Consider the following 18,040-nt stretch of genomic DNA (forward strand, 5'->3'; position numbering starts at 1 on the left):
TCACAAGTCGATCACGATATTCCCGAAATCGTCCAGTGATGCGCGCGCATTCGGCGGCACCAGGCAGGTCGCGTCGTATTCCTCGATGATGCAGGGACCATGCCGCGCAGTCGCCAGCGCGGACCGACGCAGAACCGGCGTCTCGATCCAGCCCGCATCGGCGCCGAAATACGCGCGGCGCGGGGCCAGCGGCGGGCCTTCAGCCACGGCCGAGAGTCGTTCGGGCATGCGCGGCTTCTCCGCCAGCCCGCGGCCGACCACCTGCAGCCCGACCACCTCGATCGGTTCATCGGCGCCGGCGCGGTGGCCATAGGTGCGTTCGTGCTCGGCGTGGAAGTGTTCTTCCAGCGCCGCGGCGTCGGGCAGGCCGGCCTCGACCGGCACGGCCAGGTCGAAGGACTGGCCCTTGTAGTGCATCAGTGCGGCGCGGCGGATCTCGCGCCGCGCGGCCGCGTAGCCGTCGCGCTCCAGCCGCGCGCCGGCCTCATGCGCCAGGGCGTCGAATGCGGCCTGCATCGCCGCGGCATCGACGCCGCGCAGCATCGCCCGCCAGGTGCGCGACAGATGCACCTCGACATCCGAGCACAGCAGGCCAAGCGCGGAGAACACGCCGGCCGAGGGCGGCACCAGCACGCGCTTCATCCCCAGGCTCTGTGCCATGCCGGCGGCGAACAGCGGTCCGTTGCCGCCGAACGCCACCAGCGCATAGCCGCGCACGTCGCGCCCGCGTTCGGAGGACACCGCCTTGATGGCGCGGATCATATTGCTCGCCGCGACGGCATGCGCGCCATAGGCTGCCTGTTCCGGCGCCACGCCCAGTGGTGCCGCGAGCCGCTCCGCAATCGCGCGATGCGCCGCCGCGGCATCGAGCGCCAGCGCGCCCCCCACCAGCGCGCCCGGGTTGAGATAGCCCAGCACCAGGTTCGCATCGGTCACGGTCGGCTGCTGGTTGCCGCGCCCGTAGCAGACCGGCCCGGGTGTCGCACCCGCGCTTTCCGGGCCCACCACCAGCCCGCCGCCGGCATCCACGCGCAGCAGCGAACCGCCACCCGCGCCCACCTCCGCCAGGTCGATGGCCGGCACCTTCAGAACATACCCCGCGCCGGTCAGCAGGCGCGACCCCACCATGATGCCGGCACCCACCGCGTATTCCGCGGCGCGACCCACTTCGTAGTCCTCGACGATGCCGGCCTTGGCGGTGGTGCCGCCCATGTCGAAGGAGACCACCTGCGGCAGCCCACAACGCAGCGCCAGCGCCCGCGCGCCGACCACGCCGGCGGCGGGGCCGGATTCCACCGCATGCACGGGGCGCGAGGCCGCTTCCTCCGCCCCCATCAGCCCGCCGCTCGACTGCATGATCATCAGCGGCGCGGCAATGCCGTCGGTGCCGAGCCGCGCCGCGAGGCTGTCGAGGTAGCGCGCCAGGATCGGGCGGATGTAGGCGTTGATGACGGTGGTGGAGGTGCGTTCGTATTCCTTCCGCTCCGGCAGCACCTCGTGCGACAGCGACACACTGATGTGCGGCGCGATTCGGCGCGCGATGTCGCCGATCGCGCGTTCATGCGCGGGGTTGGCATAGGCGTGGATCAGGCAGACGGCGATCGCCTCGACCCCGGCATCGACCAGGGCGACGACGGCGCGTTCGGCCTCGGCCACATCCAGCGGGATGCGGATGGCGCCATCGGCCGCCAGGCGCTCCGTCACCTCCAGACGCAGGTCGCGTTCCACCAGCGGCGGCGGCTTCTCCCAGCGCAGGTCGTACAGGCGCGGCATGCGCAGCGTGCGGATCTCCAGCACGTCGCGGAAGCCGCGCGTGGTGATCAGCCCGGTGCGCACGCCCTTGCGCTCCAGGATGGCGTTGGAGCCGATGGTGGTGGCGTGCAGCACCTCGGCCACGGCGGCCGGCGACAGCCCGGCCTGCGCGAAGGCCGCGGCAAGCCCCTCGGCGATGGCGCCCGCGTGGTCGGCGTCGTTGGTCGAGACCTTGCGCGTGGAAAGCTGCCCGGAATCATCCAGCAGCACGATGTCGGTGAAGGTGCCGCCGATATCGACGCCGACGCGAAAGCCCCTCATGGCGTCGCTCCGTAGTCGCGCGCGGCGACCCCGGGGCTGAGCAACCCGTTTCGCAGGTCTCGCGCGACCGCCGCCGGATCGCGCGCCGCCGGATCGCCCCAGCCGCCGCCGCCCGCCAATTCGTGGCGGAACACGTCGCCCTTGAGGAAGGGGATGCAGAACTTCGACGGCAGGTCCTGCCACTGGCCGCCACGCAACAGGTAGTTGCGCGACGCGGCGCCCGGCTTGCCGCCAGCCAGCGCGAAGGGCGGGAAGACGCGGCGGTCCGAACGGACCTGCAGCACGCCCTCCTCCTCGAGCATCCGGTACTCGCGCGCGAAGGGCACGCCGCCGCGGAACTGCCCCGCGCCCGCGCGGTCGGGGACGAATTCGTAGCAGAGGATCTCGATCGGCTGCTCGGCCTCGACCACCTCGATCGACGGGCAGGCCATGTTGGCAAACATATGCGAATTGCCGTCCAGCCCATCGGCCCAGGGCCGCCCGCCCCAGGCGCCGCAGGTGAAATCCACGTAGATGTAGGGCTTGCGCCGTGCATCGTAGCCACCGATCGACACGCCGGTATTGCCACCATCGCCGGCCGCGCCGACGCGGTCGGGCAGCATCTGCGCCAGCGCGCCGAACAGCGTATCGACCATGCGGAAGCCGGTCAGCCCGCGCGCCGCGACGGCGGCCGGCAGCACGGCATGGGTGATGGTGCCCGGCGGCGCGATCACCTCGATGGCGCGGAAATAGCCCTCGTTGTTCGGGATGCCGGTCGGCAGGATGGACCGGATCGCGCAATAGGACGCGCTGCGCGTGAAGGAGAAGGTCGAATTGATCGCCCCCTTCACCTGCGCCGAGGACCCGGTCCAGTCCACCGTGATCCCGTCGCCCTGCTTGGTCACGCGCACGCGCAGCGGGATCGGCTTGCCGACTTCCACGCCGTCATCGTCCATGAAGTCCTCGAAGGACCATTCGCCGTCGGGCAGATCGGCGATGGCCGCGCGCGCCAGGCGCTCGGCATAGTCCAGCACGTCGTTCATGTAGGCCGTGGTGTCCGCGGCGCCGAAGCGGCCGACCAGCTCGGCGAAGGCGCGCTCGGCGATGGTGCAGGCGGCCAGCTGCGCGCGCAGGTCGCCCATCACCATCGCCGGCACGCGCACATTGCGTTCCAGGATGCCGAAGAAGACCGGGTCGTGCACGCCGCGCGAAATGATGCGCAGCGGCGGGATGCGCAGGCCTTCCTGGTAGATCTCGGTGCTGTCGGAGGCGTTCGACCCCGCCACGCGCCCGCCCACATCGGTGTGGTGGCAGATGGTCGCCGCGATCGCCATGCGAACGCCATCCACAAAGATCGGCTTGAAGACAAAGATGTCGGGCAGGTGCATCCCGCCTTCGAAGGGATCGTTCAACGCGAAGACGTCGCCTTCGTGCATGTCGTCGCCATAGCGGCGCATCACCGCCGCGAGCGCCTCGGGGATCGAGCCCAGATGCGAGGGCAGCGTGAGCCCCTGCGCCACCAGCCGCCCCTGCGCGTCGCAGAAGGCGGTCGAATAATCCATGTTGTCCTTGAGCACCGCCGAATAGGTCGTGCGATGGATGGTTAGCGCCATCTCGTCCGCGATCGAGAACAGCGCATTGCGGAACAGCTCGAAGGCGATGGGGTCGCGCTGGCGCGCGGAACCCTCGGGTGCACTCGCCTCGGCCATGTCACCATCCCATGCTGCGCCACGAAACGCTGCGGCCGTTCCGCGACGGCTGTCAATGCCGCACGGCGTGCGGTTTGCACCATCCGCCGCATGGGGGCTTTCGGCGCGCCGATGGACGCGCCATCCTCCGTCCACCAACGGAGCAATGCGCATGCGCATCCCTCGTCGCGGCCTGATCGCAGCCGCCCTGGCGCTTCCCTCCACGGCGCGCGGCCAGGCGGCGCGCCCGATCCGCCTGATCGCGCCCTTCCCGCCCGGCGGCGGCGTCGACCTGACGGCGCGGCTGCTGGCCGAGCCGCTGTCGCGCGAACTGGGCCAGCCCGTGGTGGTGGAGAACCGCGGCGGCGCCGGCGGCGTGATCGGCGTCGAGGCCATGAGCCGCGCCGCAGCCGATGGCCTCACGCTGTCGCTGACCGGCGCGGGCACCATCACCGCGGGGCCGCATCTGCGCGCGCTGCCCTATGATGCGCTCGGCCTCGCGCATGTCACGCGGCTGGTGCGGATGCCCTTCATCGTGGCGGTGCGGACCGACCTTCCCGCGCGCACGCTGGCGGAGTTCCTCGACCTCGCGAAGCGGCAGGAGCTGCGCTACGCCTCCGGCGGCGCGGGCACCAGCCAGCACCTGACCGGCGAGCTGTTCAACCAGATGGCCGGGCTGCGGATGCTGCACATCCCCTATCGCGGGACCGGGCCGGCGCTGAACGACCTCGCGGCGAAGGTGGTGGATGTCTATTTCGGCGACCCGGCGACGCTGGCGGTGATCAACGGCGGCAATGCGCGCGCCATGGCGGTGACCTCGCCCGCGCGCTGGCCGCTGCTGCCCGATGCGCCGGCGGTGGCCGAGGGCGTGCCGGGCTACGAGAGCGAGAACTGGTACGGCCTGGCCGCCCCGCCCGGCACGCCGCCTTCCATCCTGCGCCCGCTGCATGCGGCGGTGGTGAAGGTGATGCGCGACCCCGCCACGGCGCGGCGCTTCGACGAGGCCGGGCTGCACCCGGCGGTGATGGAACTGGACGACTACGCGGCCTTCCTGCGCGCCGATTCCGCGCGGTGGGAAGGCGTGGTCCGCAGGGGGAATATTCGTATCGATGGGTGAGTCACGCCTGGCCGTCGACATCGGCGGCACCTTCACGGACCTGGTGTTGGAAACACCCTCCGGCACGCATGAGATGAAGCTGCTGACCACGCCCGAGGCGCCGGAACGCGCGGTGCTGGAGGGCGCGCGTGCCATCCTGGCCGCCGCCGGCTGCGCGCCGGGCGACATCGCGCTGGTGGTGCATGGCACGACGCTCGCGACCAATGCGCTGATCGAACGCAAGGGCGCGCCGACCGCGCTGCTGACCACCGAGGGCTTCCGCGATTCCGTGGAGATGGCCTACGAACACCGCTTCGAACAATACGACCTGTCGATGCAGCGGCCGGAACCCCTGGTGCCGCGCGACCTGCGCCTGGGCGTGCCGGAACGCATCGCCGCCGATGGGTCGGTGCTGCTGCCGCTCGATGAGGATGCGCTGCGCGCCACGGCACGCACGCTGCGCGCGCGCGGCATTGGGGCGGTGGCCGTCTGCTTCCTGCATTCCTTCACCAACCCGGCGCATGAACGCCGCGCCGGCGCCATCCTGGCGGAGGAAATGCCCGACGCCGCCATCACCCTGTCCTGCGAGGTCGCACCCGAGATCCGCGAATACGAACGCGCCAGCACCACCATCGCGAATGCCTATGTGCTGCCGCTGATGGGGCGGTATCTCGCGGCGCTGGAAGCCGGGCTGAAGGATGCGGGCATGGGCTGCCCGCTGCTGCTGATGATGTCCTCGGGCGGGGTCACCACCGTGGACACCGCGAAGCGGTTTCCGGTCAGGCTGGTGGAATCCGGCCCGGCCGGCGGTGCCATCCTGGCGCAGGCGGTCGCGGCGGAGAACGGGCTCGACGCCGTGCTCGCCTTCGACATGGGCGGCACCACGGCGAAGCTCACGCTGATCGACGCGCTGGAATTCCAGCGGTCGCGATCCTTCGAGGTGGCGCGCGCCTACCGCTTCATCCAGGGCAGCGGCCTGCCGGTGCGCATCCCGGTGATCGAACTGGTCGAGATCGGCGCCGGCGGCGGGTCCATCGCGCGGGTCGATGCGCTGGGCCGCATCCTGGTGGGGCCGGACAGCGCGGGATCCGTGCCGGGGCCGGCCTGCTACGGGCGCGGCGGGACGCAGCCGACTGTGACGGATGCGGATGCGGCGCTCGGGCGGCTTGATCCGTCGCGCTTCGCCGGTGGTTCGATCGGGCTGGACGTCGCGCGCGCGGAAGCGGCGGTGGGCAGTGCGATCGCCGGCATGGCCCCGCGCCAGGGCGCGGTCGGCATCGCCGAGATCGTCGACGAGACCATGGCGAACGCCGCGCGCGTCCACGCGGTGGAGAACGGCAAGGACACCGCCGGGCGCGCCATGATCGCCTTCGGCGGCGCCGCACCGCTGCATGCGGCGCGGCTGGCGGCGAAGCTCGGCATCGCGAAGGTGGTGGTGCCGGTGGGCGCGGGCGTTGGTTCCGCGCACGGCTTCCTGCGCGCACCGATCGCCTATGAGGTCGTGCGCAGCCGGCATATGCGCCTCGATGGCTTCGACGCGGCGATGCTGAACGCGCTGTTCGCCGAGATGCGCGCGGAAGCGGAAGCCGTCGTGCGGATGGGCGCGCCGGAGGCCACGCTGACCGAAACGCGCACCGGCTTCATGCGCTATCGCGGCCAGGGGCACGAGATCGCGGTGGCGCTGCCCGCGCGCGCCCTGACCGTCGATGACGCCGCCACGCTGCGCGCGGGCTTCGAGGCCGCCTATACCGCGCTGTTCGGCCGCGTTATCCCGCGCCTGGAAGTCGAGGCGATGACTTTCGCGCTGTCGCTGTCCGCGGCCCGTGCGCTGCCCTCGCGCGCTGCCGATCCGCCGCCGCGCGCCGCGCCCGCCGCGGCCGGCACGCGCGACGTGACCGACCCCGCGACCGGCGCCACCGAACCCGCCGCGGTGCACGAACGCACCGCGCTGGCGCCGGGCATGGCCCTGCCCGGCCCCGCGCTGATCGTCGAGGACGGCACCACCACCGTGGTGCCGCGCGGCATGCGCGCCCGCATCAACGCCCTGCACCAGATCGTGCTGGAGACCAGCGCATGACCGCCATCGCCGCCACCGATATCCGCAAACAGGTGATGTGGAATCGCCTGCTCTCGGTCGTCGAGGAACAGGCCCGCACGCTGGTGCGAACGGCGTTTTCGACCTCGGCGCGCGAGGCCGGCGACATCTCCGCCGGCGTCTTCGACCTGGACGGCCGGATGCTGGCGCAGGCCGTCACCGGCACGCCCGGCCATGTGAATTCCATGGCGCGCAGCGTCGTGCATTTCATCCGGGAATTCCCGGTCCACACCATGAAGCCGGGCGACCACTACATCACCAACGATCCGTGGAAGGGCACCGGGCACCTGTACGATTTGGTGGTGACCTCGCCGGCGTTTCACGACGGCAAGCTGGTCGCGCTGTTTTCGTCCACGACGCACCTGGTCGATATCGGCGGCGTGGGGCAATCCGCCGAGGGCAAGCAGGTCTTCCACGAAGGCCTGTTCATCCCGCTGATCCCGCTCGCCCGCGAAGGCGTGGTGGACGAGACGGTCATGCGCATCATCCGCGCCAATGTGCGCGAACCCGTGCAGGTGGAAGGCGACGTCTTCGCGTTGATGGCCTGCAACGAGACCGGCGAGCGCCGCCTGTCCGCCATGATGGCGGAACACGGCCTCGCGGACCTCGATGCGCTGGGCGAGTACATCATCACGCGATCCCGCGCAGGCATGACCGCCGCCATCCAGAAGCTGCCCAAGGGCACCTGGAAGTCCCACATGCGCATCGACGGCGTGACCGACCCGATCGACCTGCACGCCACCGTCACCATCGCCGACGACCACATCGCGGTGGACTATGCCGGCACCTCCGCCGCCGTGCCCTTCGGCATCAACTGCCCGCTCTGCTACACTGAGGCCTATACCGCCTTCGGCGTGAAGTGCCTCGTCGGCGCCGAGATCCCGAACAACGCCGGCACGCTCGATGCCGTCATCGTCACCGCGCCGGAGGGGTCGATCGTCAACGCGCCCTTCCCCTTCCCCGTCACCGCGCGATCGACCATGGGGCACATGCTGCCCGACGTGGTCTATGGGGCGCTGGACCAGGCGATCCCCGGCCGGGTGCCGGCCGAGGGCACGTCCAACCTGTGGAACCTCAAGCTCGGCGCGGGGCCGGGCTATACCGGGCCGACCGGGCCGGCCTTCATGGTCACGTCCTTCCATTCCGGCGGCACGGGGGCGCGGCCGAACCTCGATGGGCTGTCGGCCACGCCCTTCCCCTCGGGCGTGCGCAACGTGCCGGTGGAAGTGACGGAAGCGATCACGCCGCTGGTCATCTGGAAGAAGGAATTGCGCGAGGGCTCGGGCGGTGCGGGGCGCTTCCGCGGCGGGCTCGGCCAGGTGATCGAGGTCGGGCGGCGCGACGGCGAGCCCTTCGGCATCTTCGCCACCTTCGAACGGGTGAAGCACCCGGCGCGCGGACGGGCCGGCGGCGCGGACGGCGCACGCGGGCGGCTGTCGCTGAGATCCGGTGCGGACCTCAAGCCGAAAGGCTTCCACGTCGTGCCGGCCGGCGACCGCCTGGTGGTGGAGATGCCCGGCGGCGGCGGCCATGGCGACCCGGCGGAGCGCGACGCCACCGCGGCGCGGCGCGACGCGGCGCTGGGCTACACGCGCGACTGACCGGGCACGGTTGCGCGCCCGGAATCACCATGCGAGCCTTGGCCGTGCCGGTCGAACACGCGGGAGACGCAGCATGAAACCGCTCATCATCGCGGCCCTTGGCCTTGCCGCCATCGCCACGGCGCCGCCGGTGCAGGCGCAGGGCGCGGCGGCCTTCGACGGCACCTGGGGTGGCACCGGCCGGCTCACCCAGAACCGCGGCACCGGCACCGCCTGCGGGCCGGAGACCATGGACCGCCGCTTCACCATCCAGGGCGGGCGCATCGCCTTCCCCTACGACCCGCGCACCGGCATCGACTTCAACGGCCCGATCGGCGCCGATGGCCGGTTCGAGATCGTCAACGGCCCCAACCGCTTCTCCGGCCAGGCGACGGGGTCGACCATGACGGCCACCTTCAGCGGGCGCGTCTGCGAACGGCAGTTCCAGTTCCGCCGCCGCGCCGGCGCCGGCTGACGCGGCCGCTCAGCAGGGGTTGGTCCGCACGCGGTCGGTCGGGCCGATCAGCCGGAAGGTCCAGGGATCGGCGGCGGCGGGATCGACCTCGATGACCACCGCGCGCGTGTCCTCGGCACCGGGGACCATGATGCGCGTGAGGTTCGGCGCCTGCGGCACCGGGCGGTCCTGCAGCCAGGTGTGGATGTCGCCATGCACCAGCAGGACGGGGCGCGCGAAGGAAGCGGCCTCGCGCGCCAGCGCCTCGCGCAGGTCGCGGAAGCCGCTCACCTGGCCGCGGCCGCAACGCTCGGCGAAGTACATCTCGGCCTGGATCGCCAGCACCACGGCGCGCGCATCGCTCCGCCGGGCCTCGGCGAAGGTCGCGCCCAGCCAGGCGAGGTTGGCCGCATTGCGCGCGGCGAATTCCTCGCGCGCGCCTTCGGGCGGGCGGGATGGCGGGGTCTCGCCAGGTTCGGTCGGCAGGTTGTTGTTGCTGCCGGTCACGTGCAGCGTCGCGAACACCACCCCGTCCCGCGCCCAGCGCGCATTCTCGACGAACAGGCGATGCGCCGCGTCGGCATCGGCCTGGCGCGTCAGCGGCATCGGCCGGCGGCCCAGGCTGGCGGCATCGCGGAAGAAGCGCGCGCGGATCAGCGCCAGGCGCTCGAGCGGATCGAAGCGCCCGCCGCGATCCTGCCAGCAATCGGTCCATTCATTGTCGCCGGGCGTATAGACCAGCGGGTGGTTCGCCAACGACATCCAGGCGAAGGCGCGCAGCACCGTGGCGTCGGTGCAGACCTCCGACCCGCCCTTGGTGTCGCCCACGAAGATGCTGAAGGCCGGGCTGGCGGCGTTGATCTCGCGCATCAGGGCGGCGACGCGGCCTTCCTCGGCCGGGCAGTCCTGCGGCCGCGCCGGACTGCAATAGGGCATGTCGCCGAAGGCGACGAAGCGGAAGGGCTCCGCCGCGGCGGGGGCGGCGACCAGCAACAGCAGGGCAAGGAACAGGCGCATCGCGGGACTCCGGCGGGGCAATGGGCCAGCATCGCGCGGCCGGCGCCGCCCCGCCATCACGGCTCCATGACAGCGGCGGTTGCGCCGGCGCGCCCCAGGCGGTACGGCCCCCCCGCCGTGCCCGACGCCGCCGCCCCGCTCCGTACCGCGGATTTCGACTTCCACCTGCCCGAGGACCTGGTCGCCCAGGCCCCCGCGCGGCCGCGCGATGCCGCGCGCCTGCTGGTGGTGCGCCCCGATGGCCTGGCCGATGCCGGCGTGCGCGACCTGCCATCCCTGCTGCGCCCCGGCGACATCATGGTGGTGAACGACACGCGGGTGATCCCCGCGCGGCTGCGCGCGCGCCGCGGCGCCGCGCGCATCGAGGTCATGTTGAACCGCGCCGAGGCCGGTGGGGTGTGGCACGCACTGGTCCGCAATGCGCGGCGGCTGCGTGCCGGCGACATCATCACGATCGACGGCGCGCCCGGCTGTTGCGCGACCGTGCTCTCGGCGCCGCAGGACGGCGCGGTGATGCTGGATTTCGGCCCCGACCAGGCGGCGCTGGCCGCGGCGCTCGACCAGGCCGGCGAGATCCCGCTGCCGCCCTACATCACCCGCGCCGAGGGCCCGCGCGCCGAGGACGCGGCCGACTACCAGACCATCTTCGCCGAACGCCCCGGCGCCGTTGCCGCGCCCACCGCCAGCCTGCACTTCACGCCGGCGCTGATCCAGGCGCTGGACGCGCGCGGCGTGCGGCGCGCGACCGTCACGCTGCATGTCGGCGCCGGCACCTTCCTGCCGATGCGCACGGACGACCCGCGCGCGCACCGCCTGCACGCCGAATGGGGCGAGGTCACGGACCAGGCCGCCACCGCCATCAACGCCGCGCGCGCAGCGGGCGGGCGCGTGGTCGCGATCGGCACCACCGCGCTGCGCCTGCTGGAATCCGCGGTGGACCAGGACGGGACGGTGCGGACCTTCCGCGGGTTGACCGACATCTTCCTGCTGCCCGGCCACGTCTTCCGCAGCGCCGACCTGCTGATGACCAACTTCCACCTGCCGCGCAGCACGCTGTTCATGCTGGTCTGCGCCTTCGCCGGCACGCGGCGCATGACGGCGGCGTATGACCATGCCGTAGCGCAGCGGTATCGCTTCTATTCGTATGGCGATGCGTCGCTGCTGGGGCGCGCGGATTGCCGCGCGACGCTGGAGCGCGCGGACAACCGCGCGATGCTGGAGCGCGCGGACAACCGCGCGACGCTGGAGCGCGCGGACAACCGCGCGACGCTGGAGCGCGCGGACAACCGCGCGACGCTGGAGCGCGCGGACAACCGCGCGACGCTGGAGCGCGCGGACAACCACGCGACGCTGGAACGCGCGGACAACCACGCGACGCTGGAGCGCGCGCCATGACGCTGCACTGGACCCGCGCCGCGACCGACGGCGCCGCACGCGCCGGGGTGCTGCACACCGCGCATGGCGAGGTGCCCACGCCGGTCTTCATGCCGGTCGGCACCGCGGGCACGGTCAAGGCGATGACCGCGGATGCGGTGCGGTCCACCGGCGCGCGCATGGTGCTCGGCAACACCTATCACCTGATGCTGCGCCCGGGTGCCGAGCGCGTCGCGCGCCTGGGTGGCCTGCACCGCATGATGGACTGGCACGGCCCGATCCTGACGGATTCCGGCGGCTTCCAGGTCATGTCGCTGTCCGGGCTGCGCAAGATGGACGAGGACGGCGTGACCTTCCGCAGCCATGTGGATGGGTCGAAGCACCGCCTGACGCCGGAGCGCAGCATCGAGATCCAGCGCCTGCTCGGCGCCGACGTGACGATGTCCTTCGACGAATGCACGCCCTTCCCCGCCACCGAGGCGCAGGCCGCGACATCGATGCGGCTGTCGATGCGCTGGGCGGCGCGCGGGCGGGAGGCGTTCACCCCGCGCGACGGCCACGGGCTGTTCGGCATCGTGCAGGGCGGCGTATTCCCGGCGCTGCGCGCGGAAAGCGTGGAGGCACTCACCCGCATCGGCTTCGAGGGATACGCCGTGGGCGGGCTGGCCGTTGGCGAAGGCCAGCAGATGATGTTCGGCGTGCTGGACAGCACCGTACCGCTGCTGCCGGTGGGCAGCGCGCGCTACCTTATGGGCGTGGGAACGCCGGCCGACCTGGTGGGCGCGGTGCGCCGCGGCATCGACATGTTCGACTGCGTGATGCCCACCCGATCGGGCCGCACCGGGCGGGCCTATACCCGGCGCGGCGTGATCAACATCCGCAACGCCCGCCATGCCGAGGATGACCGCCCGCTCGACCCCGATTGCGCCTGCCCGGCCTGCGCGCGGCATTCGCGTGCCTATCTGCATCACCTGTTCAAGGCAGGGGAGATGCTCGGGCCGATGCTGCTGACCTGGCACAATATCCAGTACTATCAGGACCTGATGGCCGAACTGCGCGCGGCGATCCTGGCCGGGACGTTCGAAGCCACCGCGGCGCGCATCGACGCCGCCTGGAGCGAGGAGAAGGCCGCATGAGCGAGGATTATTCCGGCCTGACGCAGCTCGGCCAACCCACCGCCCTGCCGCGCAGCCCCGAGGACGCGGTGTTGGAACGCGTCCCCGCGCCGCACCAGGGGTTGCGATACTGCGTGCGCTTCACCGCGCCGGAATTCACCTCGCTGTGCCCGCTCACCGGCCAGCCGGATTTCGCGCATCTGGTGATCGACTACGTGCCGGGCGAATGGATCGTCGAGAGCAAGTCGCTCAAGAACTACCTGGCGTCCTTCCGCAACCACGGCGCCTTCCACGAAGCCTGCACGCTGGATATCGCGCAGCGGCTGGTCGCGCTGCTGGCGCCGGTGTGGCTGCGGATCGGCGGCTACTGGTATCCGCGCGGCGGGATTCCGATCGACGTGTTCTGGCAATCCGGCGCGCCGCCGGATGCGGTGTGGATCCCGGCGCAGGAGGTCCAGCCTTATCGTGGGCGCGGCTGACGCCATTCGCGCGGAGGCGCTGTCCATCGGCTTCGATGCCGTGGGGTTTGCGCGCGCGCATCTCGGCGCGGAAGTCCGGGAACGGCTGATGCATTTCCTGGCGGAAGGCCGCCACGGGTCGATGGGATGGATGGCGGATCGCGCGGAACAGCGCGCGCATCCGCAGGCGTTGTGGTCGGAGGCGGTGTCCGTCGTCGTGCTCGGCCTGAACTACGGGCCGGACTCCGATCCATTGGAAACGCTGGCGCAGCGCGACCGCGCCACCGTCAGCGTCTATGCGCGCAACCGCGACTATCACGACGTGCTGAAGAAGCGGCTGAAGGCGCTGGCGCGCTGGATGGTGGCGCGCTGGCCCGACGCCGGGGTGAAGGTGTTCGTCGATACGGCGCCGGTGGCGGAGAAGCCGCTGGCGCAGGCGGCGGGGCTGGGCTGGCAAGGCAAGCATACCAACCTGGTGTCGCGCGGCCTGGGGTCGTGGCTGTTTCTCGGCGAAGTCTTCACCACGCTGGACCTCGGCGCCGGCGAGGCGGAGCGCGACCATTGCGGGTCGTGCCGCGCCTGCCTCGATGCCTGCCCGACCGCGGCGTTTCCGGCGCCGTATGAGCTGGATGCGCGGCGCTGCATTTCCTACCTGACGATCGAACACCGCGGACCGATCGATGTCGCGCTGCGGCCGCTGATGGGCAATCGCATCTATGGCTGCGACGACTGCCTGGCGGTGTGCCCGTGGAACAAGTTCGCGCAGGCGCATAGCGAACCAGCCTTCGCGCCGCGGGATGCCTTGCGCGCGCCGTTGCTGGCGGACCTCGCGGCGCTGGATGATGGCGCGTTCCGGGCGATGTTCTCGGGCAGCCCGGTCAAGCGCATCGGGCGCGACCGCTTCGTGCGGAACGTGATGGTGGCGGTGGGCAATTCGGCGGATGCGTCGCTGCGCGAAACCGCTCAGGCGCTGTGCGAGGATGCCGACCCGGTGGTGGCCGAGGCCGCGCGCTGGGCGGCGGAACGGCTGGAGGGCCTGCGATGAGGGATGACGCCGCGCTGGTGCTGTTCTCCGGCGGGCAGGATTCCGCGACCTGCCTCGCCTGGGCGCTCGATCGCTTCGCGCATGTGGAAACCCTCGGCTTCGACTACGGCCAGCGGCACCGCGTGGAGCTCGATGTGCGCGACGCCTTCCGCGCGGCGGTGCCGTCCGCGCGGCTTGGGCCTGACCACCTGCTGCGGCTCGATGCGCTGGGTGCCATCTCCGACACCGCGTTGACGCGCGAGGCGGAGATCGCCATGGGCGCCGAGGGCCTGCCCAATACCTTCGTGCCCGGGCGCAACATCGTGTTCCTGACCTTTGCGGCGGCGCTGGCCTATCGGCGCGGGCTGAAGCACATCGTCGCCGGCATGTGCGAGACGGATTACTCCGGCTATCCGGATTGCCGCGACGACACCATCAAGGCGTTGCAGGTGGCGCTGAACCTGGGGATGGAACGCCGCTTCGTGCTGCACACGCCGCTGATGTGGCTGACCAAGGGCGATACCTGGCGGCTGGCGGAGACGCTCGGCGGGCGAGCGCTGGTGGATGCGGTGGTCGAGCATACGCACACCTGCTACCTGGGTGACCGGACCCATCGTCATCCCTGGGGCTATGGCTGCGGCACCTGCCCGGCTTGTGATTTGCGCGCCAGGGGTTGGCAGGATTTCGTGTCGGAGCGGCTATGAAAGTGACCCCGCGTGGCGAGGGCGTGCTGGCGCTGATCGGCTTCGGGCTGTGCATCCCGTTGGCGAATTGGCTGATCGGGAATGTCGGGACGTATTGCGTGCCTGGTGGGCCCTGCCTGGTGCCTGTGGCGCCGGGGCTGATGGCACCGTCGGGCGTGTTGATGATCGGGTTGGCGCTGGTGTTGCGGGATCTGGTGCAGCGGCGGCTTGGCGTGGGCTGGGCGGCGCTGGCGGTGCTGGCCGGTGCCGCGCTGTCGGGCTTCGTGGCGCCGCCGGCCTTGGTGGTGGCTTCGGCGGTGGCGTTCCTGTTGAGCGAGTTCGCTGACCTTGCGGTGTTCACGCCGTTGCAGCGGCGGGGCCTGGTGATGGCGGTGGCGGCGAGCAGCGTGGTTGGCCTGGTGGTCGACAGCGTGGTGTTCCTGTGGCTGGCCTTCGGCAGCCTGGAATTCCTGTCGGGCCAGGTGGTGGGCAAGGCGTGGATGGTGCTGCTGTCGTTGCCCTTGGTGGCGTTGTTGCGTCGCCGTGATGCCTTGCGGGGTGTTTTGCCTGTGTAACCGCGGTCCAGGGGGCCGCAGCCCCCTGGCGGGGGTCGAGGGGGCGGAGCCCCTCGCCTTTATGCGCGCCGTACGTTCCAGAAGGTCGCGAAGCCTTCCAGGATTCCGGTGATATTGCTGCGATACGCCGTCGGCTGCAGATACTGCCCCGCCGGGTAATAGGGCACTTCCTTCATCGCTTCGAGCTGGATGTCGCGGCAGATTGCCTGCTGGGCGGCCTGGTCGGGGGCGCGGAACCAGGCGTCGCGCAACTCCTCGATGCGCGGCATGGTCGCCCAGCCGGCGTATCCGGCCTCGCCATTGCCGCGCAGCGCGATGTGGCCGGCGGGGTTGAGCCAGTCGGTGCCGGCCCAGTTGGTCATGAAGGCGGACCAGCCGCCGTCGCTGACCGGCCCCTTGCGGTTGCGGCGCTGGAGCATGGCGTTGAATTCGACCGAAAAGATCTCGACGTCCATGCCCGCCTGGCGGAACTGGTCTTCCATCACCGCGCCCATGGCGGCGTTGGGGGCGGAGGTTGAGGGGATCATGAAGACCACCTTCTCGCCGCGGTAGCCGGCGGCGCGCAGGTCGGCGCGCACCTTCGCGTAGTCGCGCGGGCCGCGCAGCACGTCGAGGCCGGCGTCCGACGCCATCGGCGTGCCTGGCGCGAAGAAGCCGAGCGGGACGTGCATCAGGCTGGTGTCGCTGCCGACCAGGGACTGCATGCAGGCGGTCTGGTCGATGGCACCCCACAGCGCGCGGCGGATGGCGGGGTTGTCGAAGGGTGGCTGGAGGTGATTGACGCGCACCATGCCCACGAAGCCCGAGGTATCGAGCACGCGTATCGTGACGTTGCGCGCGCGGCGCAGCTGCGGCAGCAGGTCGTGATAGGCGTATTCCTGCCAGTCGCGCTCACCCGCCACCAGCGCGTTGGTGGCGGTGCTGGAATCCGGCATGACGTGCCATTCGACGCGGTCGAAATGCACGACCTTGGGGCCCGAGGTCCAGGCCAGCGCGCCGTCGCGCCGCGGCACGTAGCCTTCGAACTTCGTGTAGACATTCAGCGCGCCGGGGACGCGTTCATCCGCCTTGAAGCGGAAGGGGCCGGAGCCGACCATCTCGCTCACCTGGCGGAACGGGTCGGTGTTCGCCAGCCGCTCGGGCATCATGGCGCAGACCGGGACCGACGCCTTGCCGAGCGCGATCGGCAGCAGCGGGAATGGCTGCTTCAGGCGGAAGCGGATGGTGCGGTCGTCGGGGGCGGAGAGCTCGTCCGTCGCTTCCATCAGCGTCGCGCCGAAGGGATCGCGGCGCGCCCAGCGGCGGATCGACGCCACGCAGTCGCGCGCCAACACGCGCTCGCCGTCGTGGAAGCGCAGGCCTTCGCGCAACGTCAGGTTCCATAGCCTGCCGTCATTCTCGATGGTGTGGCCGTCCACCATCTGCGGCGTCGCCTGGTAGGCGGCGTCCATGCCGTACAGCGTGTCGAACACCATGTAGCCGTGGTTGCGCGAGACATAGGCGGTGGTGGTGACGGGATCGAGCGTCACCAGGTCCTGCTGCGGCGTGAAGCGCAGCGTGCTGGCGGATTGCGCGCGGACCAGCGCGGGTCCGCCGAGGAACGCGGCGCCGGTGGCCGCGAGAAGCGAGCGTCGCTGCATGGCAGGGGTCTCCGTCCGGGGCGATGCGCATGGAAGCCTGCGCGCATCGCTCGGGATCAGCAATCCCCGTGCCGCGGAGCTGCAGACTAGGAATGTGCCGCGGAGCGGCAGACGACGAATGTGCCGCGGAGCGGCGATGACCGCACCCTGCCGCGAAGCGGCGCAGGCCGCGCGTCAGTCCGCGCGGATGTTGTTCTCGCGCACCACCGCACCCCACTTCGCCACCTCGCGCTGCACGAAGGTGCCGAGCTCGGTGGGGGAGGACATGATCAGGCGCGCCTGCTGCACATCCTGCATGGTGGTGCGGACGCGCTCCTCGGACAGCGATTCCTTCAGCGCGGCGTTCATGCGCGCGACAGCATCCTGCGGCGTGCCATGCGGCGCGAACACGCCCCACCAGGCCTCCGCCTCCAGCCCCTGCAGGCCGGCTTGCGCCACGGTCGGCAGGTCGGCCAGCGCGGGCAGGCGCTGCGGGCCGAACTGCGCGAAGGTCCGCAGCGTGCCCGACCGCGCATGTGGATGCACCACCGCGGCCGAGCCGATCATCATGTCGACATGCCCGGCCACGGTGTCGTTCACGGCAAGGCCGCCGCTGCGATACGGCAGATGCGTCATGCGCGTGCGGGTCTGGCCCTGCAGCAGGACCATGGTGAGGTGGCCGATCGTGCCATTGCCGGTGGACCCGAAGGACACCGCATCCGGCCGCGCACGCGCCGCGTTCACCACATCGGTGATCGACTGGAACGGCTTGTCCGGCTTGGACGCCAGCACATAGGGCGCGCCGCCGATCAGCATGACGGGATCGAGGTCGCGATCCGGATTGAACGGCAGTTGCGGGATCAGCGCCGCGAGCGTCGCGTGGCTGTCGAAGGTGAGCAGCCAGGTCTGGCCATCCGGGCGCGCCTTCGCCACGGCATCGGTGCCGATCGACCCGGCGGCGCCGCTGCGGTTCTCGATCACCACGGGGGCACCCAGGCGCTGCGTCAGCCCCGGTGCCACCAGCCGCGCGACGGCATCGGTGGACCCGCCCGGCGCGAAGGGCACGACGATGCGGATGGAGGCCCCCTGCGCGCGCACGGCAGGCGCGGCGAGGATGGCGGCGGCGCCAAGAACGGCACGGCGGGTCAGGCGGGTCATGGGCGTTCTCCCGGTGGAATTGCGCCAGTGATGAGGCGCGCGCGCCGCCAGG

The 18,040-nt window shown here is 71.3% G+C and carries 14 protein-coding genes and 1 pseudogene; 10 read left to right on the plus strand and 5 right to left on the minus strand.

Annotated elements, in window-relative coordinates:
- Together LQ222_RS13760 and LQ222_RS13765 are read right to left on the minus strand one after the other, a co-directional pair.
- Positions 1-2,073 (minus strand): hydantoinase/oxoprolinase family protein, encoded by a 2,073-nt coding sequence (locus LQ222_RS13760; RefSeq protein WP_230167195.1) that lies wholly within the window; start codon positions 2,071-2,073, stop codon positions 1-3.
- Positions 2,070-3,761 carry a hydantoinase B/oxoprolinase family protein gene (locus LQ222_RS13765; RefSeq protein WP_230167197.1) on the minus strand — a complete coding sequence of 564 codons (1,692 nt, stop codon included), beginning with the start codon at positions 3,759-3,761 and terminating at the stop codon, positions 2,070-2,072. Before LQ222_RS13765 ends, LQ222_RS13760 begins: the two co-directional genes overlap by 4 nt.
- 151 nt (positions 3,762-3,912) lie before the next feature.
- On the opposite strand from LQ222_RS13765, the gene LQ222_RS13770 reads away from it, so the two are divergent.
- From LQ222_RS13770 to LQ222_RS13785, 4 genes are all read left to right on the plus strand, one after another.
- A complete protein-coding gene (locus LQ222_RS13770) occupies positions 3,913-4,857 on the plus strand; it encodes a tripartite tricarboxylate transporter substrate binding protein (RefSeq protein ID WP_230167200.1) in 945 nt (314 codons plus the stop codon).
- Positions 4,850-6,913, plus strand: coding sequence for a hydantoinase/oxoprolinase family protein (locus LQ222_RS13775; protein WP_230167202.1), 2,064 nt, complete (start codon positions 4,850-4,852; stop codon positions 6,911-6,913). The genes LQ222_RS13770 and LQ222_RS13775 overlap by 8 nt, the downstream gene beginning before the upstream one ends.
- Positions 6,910-8,532, plus strand: a complete 1,623-nt coding sequence (locus LQ222_RS13780; protein WP_230167204.1) for a hydantoinase B/oxoprolinase family protein — start codon at positions 6,910-6,912, stop codon at positions 8,530-8,532. The genes LQ222_RS13775 and LQ222_RS13780 overlap by 4 nt, the downstream gene beginning before the upstream one ends.
- Before the next feature lie 73 nt (positions 8,533-8,605).
- Positions 8,606-8,986 carry a hypothetical protein gene (locus LQ222_RS13785; protein WP_230167205.1) on the plus strand — a complete coding sequence of 127 codons (381 nt, stop codon included), beginning with the start codon at positions 8,606-8,608 and terminating at the stop codon, positions 8,984-8,986.
- Positions 8,987-8,995: 9 nt separating this feature from the next.
- Here LQ222_RS13785 and LQ222_RS13790 read toward each other — a convergent pair whose 3' ends face one another.
- Complete coding sequence (locus LQ222_RS13790; RefSeq protein WP_230167207.1) at positions 8,996-9,982, minus strand: hypothetical protein; 987 nt, start codon at positions 9,980-9,982, stop codon at positions 8,996-8,998.
- A gap of 66 nt (positions 9,983-10,048) precedes the next feature.
- On the opposite strand from LQ222_RS13790, the pseudogene queA reads away from it, so the two are divergent.
- The 6 genes and pseudogenes from queA to LQ222_RS13820 form a co-directional block, all read left to right on the plus strand.
- Positions 10,049-11,155, plus strand: a pseudogene (queA, locus tag LQ222_RS13795) (tRNA preQ1(34) S-adenosylmethionine ribosyltransferase-isomerase QueA); the annotation flags it as partial.
- Positions 11,156-11,373: 218 nt separating this feature from the next.
- A complete protein-coding gene (gene tgt / locus LQ222_RS13800; RefSeq protein WP_230167208.1) occupies positions 11,374-12,492 on the plus strand; it encodes a tRNA guanosine(34) transglycosylase Tgt in 1,119 nt (372 codons plus the stop codon).
- Positions 12,489-12,950 carry a preQ(1) synthase gene (gene queF, locus LQ222_RS13805; RefSeq protein ID WP_230167210.1) on the plus strand — a complete coding sequence of 154 codons (462 nt, stop codon included), beginning with the start codon at positions 12,489-12,491 and terminating at the stop codon, positions 12,948-12,950. The genes tgt and queF overlap by 4 nt, the downstream gene beginning before the upstream one ends.
- Complete coding sequence (gene queG, locus LQ222_RS13810; protein WP_230167212.1) at positions 12,898-13,974, plus strand: tRNA epoxyqueuosine(34) reductase QueG; 1,077 nt, start codon at positions 12,898-12,900, stop codon at positions 13,972-13,974. The genes queF and queG overlap by 53 nt, the downstream gene beginning before the upstream one ends.
- Positions 13,971-14,657 (plus strand): 7-cyano-7-deazaguanine synthase QueC, encoded by a 687-nt coding sequence (gene queC, locus LQ222_RS13815; protein WP_230167214.1) that lies wholly within the window; start codon positions 13,971-13,973, stop codon positions 14,655-14,657. The genes queG and queC overlap by 4 nt, the downstream gene beginning before the upstream one ends.
- Positions 14,654-15,211: a VUT family protein gene (locus tag LQ222_RS13820; RefSeq protein WP_230167215.1), complete on the plus strand. Its 558-nt coding sequence runs from the start codon at positions 14,654-14,656 to the stop codon at positions 15,209-15,211. Before queC ends, LQ222_RS13820 begins: the two co-directional genes overlap by 4 nt.
- Before the next feature lie 59 nt (positions 15,212-15,270).
- Here the strand turns inward: LQ222_RS13820 and LQ222_RS13825 are convergent, their stop codons facing one another.
- Both LQ222_RS13825 and LQ222_RS13830 read right to left on the minus strand, forming a co-directional pair.
- Positions 15,271-16,851 carry an ABC transporter substrate-binding protein gene (locus LQ222_RS13825; RefSeq protein ID WP_230167217.1) on the minus strand — a complete coding sequence of 527 codons (1,581 nt, stop codon included), beginning with the start codon at positions 16,849-16,851 and terminating at the stop codon, positions 15,271-15,273.
- A gap of 174 nt (positions 16,852-17,025) precedes the next feature.
- Positions 17,026-17,988: a tripartite tricarboxylate transporter substrate binding protein gene (locus tag LQ222_RS13830; RefSeq protein WP_230167219.1), complete on the minus strand. Its 963-nt coding sequence runs from the start codon at positions 17,986-17,988 to the stop codon at positions 17,026-17,028.
- Positions 17,989-18,040 lie beyond the last annotated feature (52 nt).

Origin of the sequence: Roseomonas sp. CECT 9278 (assembly GCF_918698155.1) — a bacterium.
Lineage (GTDB): Bacteria > Pseudomonadota > Alphaproteobacteria > Acetobacterales > Acetobacteraceae > Neoroseomonas.

What these genes read in the sequence shown, in the direction of transcription:
- LQ222_RS13760 (WP_230167195.1), bottom strand. Translation starts at nt 2,073, where the DNA reads ATGAGGGGCTTTCGCGTCGGCGTCGATATCGGCGGCACCTTCACCGAC.
- LQ222_RS13765 (WP_230167197.1), bottom strand. Translation starts at nt 3,761, where the DNA reads ATGGCCGAGGCGAGTGCACCCGAGGGTTCCGCGCGCCAGCGCGACCCC.
- LQ222_RS13770 (WP_230167200.1), top strand. Translation starts at nt 3,913, where the DNA reads ATGCGCATCCCTCGTCGCGGCCTGATCGCAGCCGCCCTGGCGCTTCCC.
- LQ222_RS13775 (WP_230167202.1), top strand. Translation starts at nt 4,850, where the DNA reads ATGGGTGAGTCACGCCTGGCCGTCGACATCGGCGGCACCTTCACGGAC.
- LQ222_RS13780 (WP_230167204.1), top strand. Translation starts at nt 6,910, where the DNA reads ATGACCGCCATCGCCGCCACCGATATCCGCAAACAGGTGATGTGGAAT.
- LQ222_RS13785 (WP_230167205.1), top strand. Translation starts at nt 8,606, where the DNA reads ATGAAACCGCTCATCATCGCGGCCCTTGGCCTTGCCGCCATCGCCACG.
- LQ222_RS13790 (WP_230167207.1), bottom strand. Translation starts at nt 9,982, where the DNA reads ATGCGCCTGTTCCTTGCCCTGCTGTTGCTGGTCGCCGCCCCCGCCGCG.
- tgt (WP_230167208.1), top strand. Translation starts at nt 11,374, where the DNA reads ATGACGCTGCACTGGACCCGCGCCGCGACCGACGGCGCCGCACGCGCC.
- queF (WP_230167210.1), top strand. Translation starts at nt 12,489, where the DNA reads ATGAGCGAGGATTATTCCGGCCTGACGCAGCTCGGCCAACCCACCGCC.
- queG (WP_230167212.1), top strand. Translation starts at nt 12,898, where the DNA reads ATGCGGTGTGGATCCCGGCGCAGGAGGTCCAGCCTTATCGTGGGCGCG.
- queC (WP_230167214.1), top strand. Translation starts at nt 13,971, where the DNA reads ATGAGGGATGACGCCGCGCTGGTGCTGTTCTCCGGCGGGCAGGATTCC.
- LQ222_RS13820 (WP_230167215.1), top strand. Translation starts at nt 14,654, where the DNA reads ATGAAAGTGACCCCGCGTGGCGAGGGCGTGCTGGCGCTGATCGGCTTC.
- LQ222_RS13825 (WP_230167217.1), bottom strand. Translation starts at nt 16,851, where the DNA reads ATGCAGCGACGCTCGCTTCTCGCGGCCACCGGCGCCGCGTTCCTCGGC.
- LQ222_RS13830 (WP_230167219.1), bottom strand. Translation starts at nt 17,988, where the DNA reads ATGACCCGCCTGACCCGCCGTGCCGTTCTTGGCGCCGCCGCCATCCTC.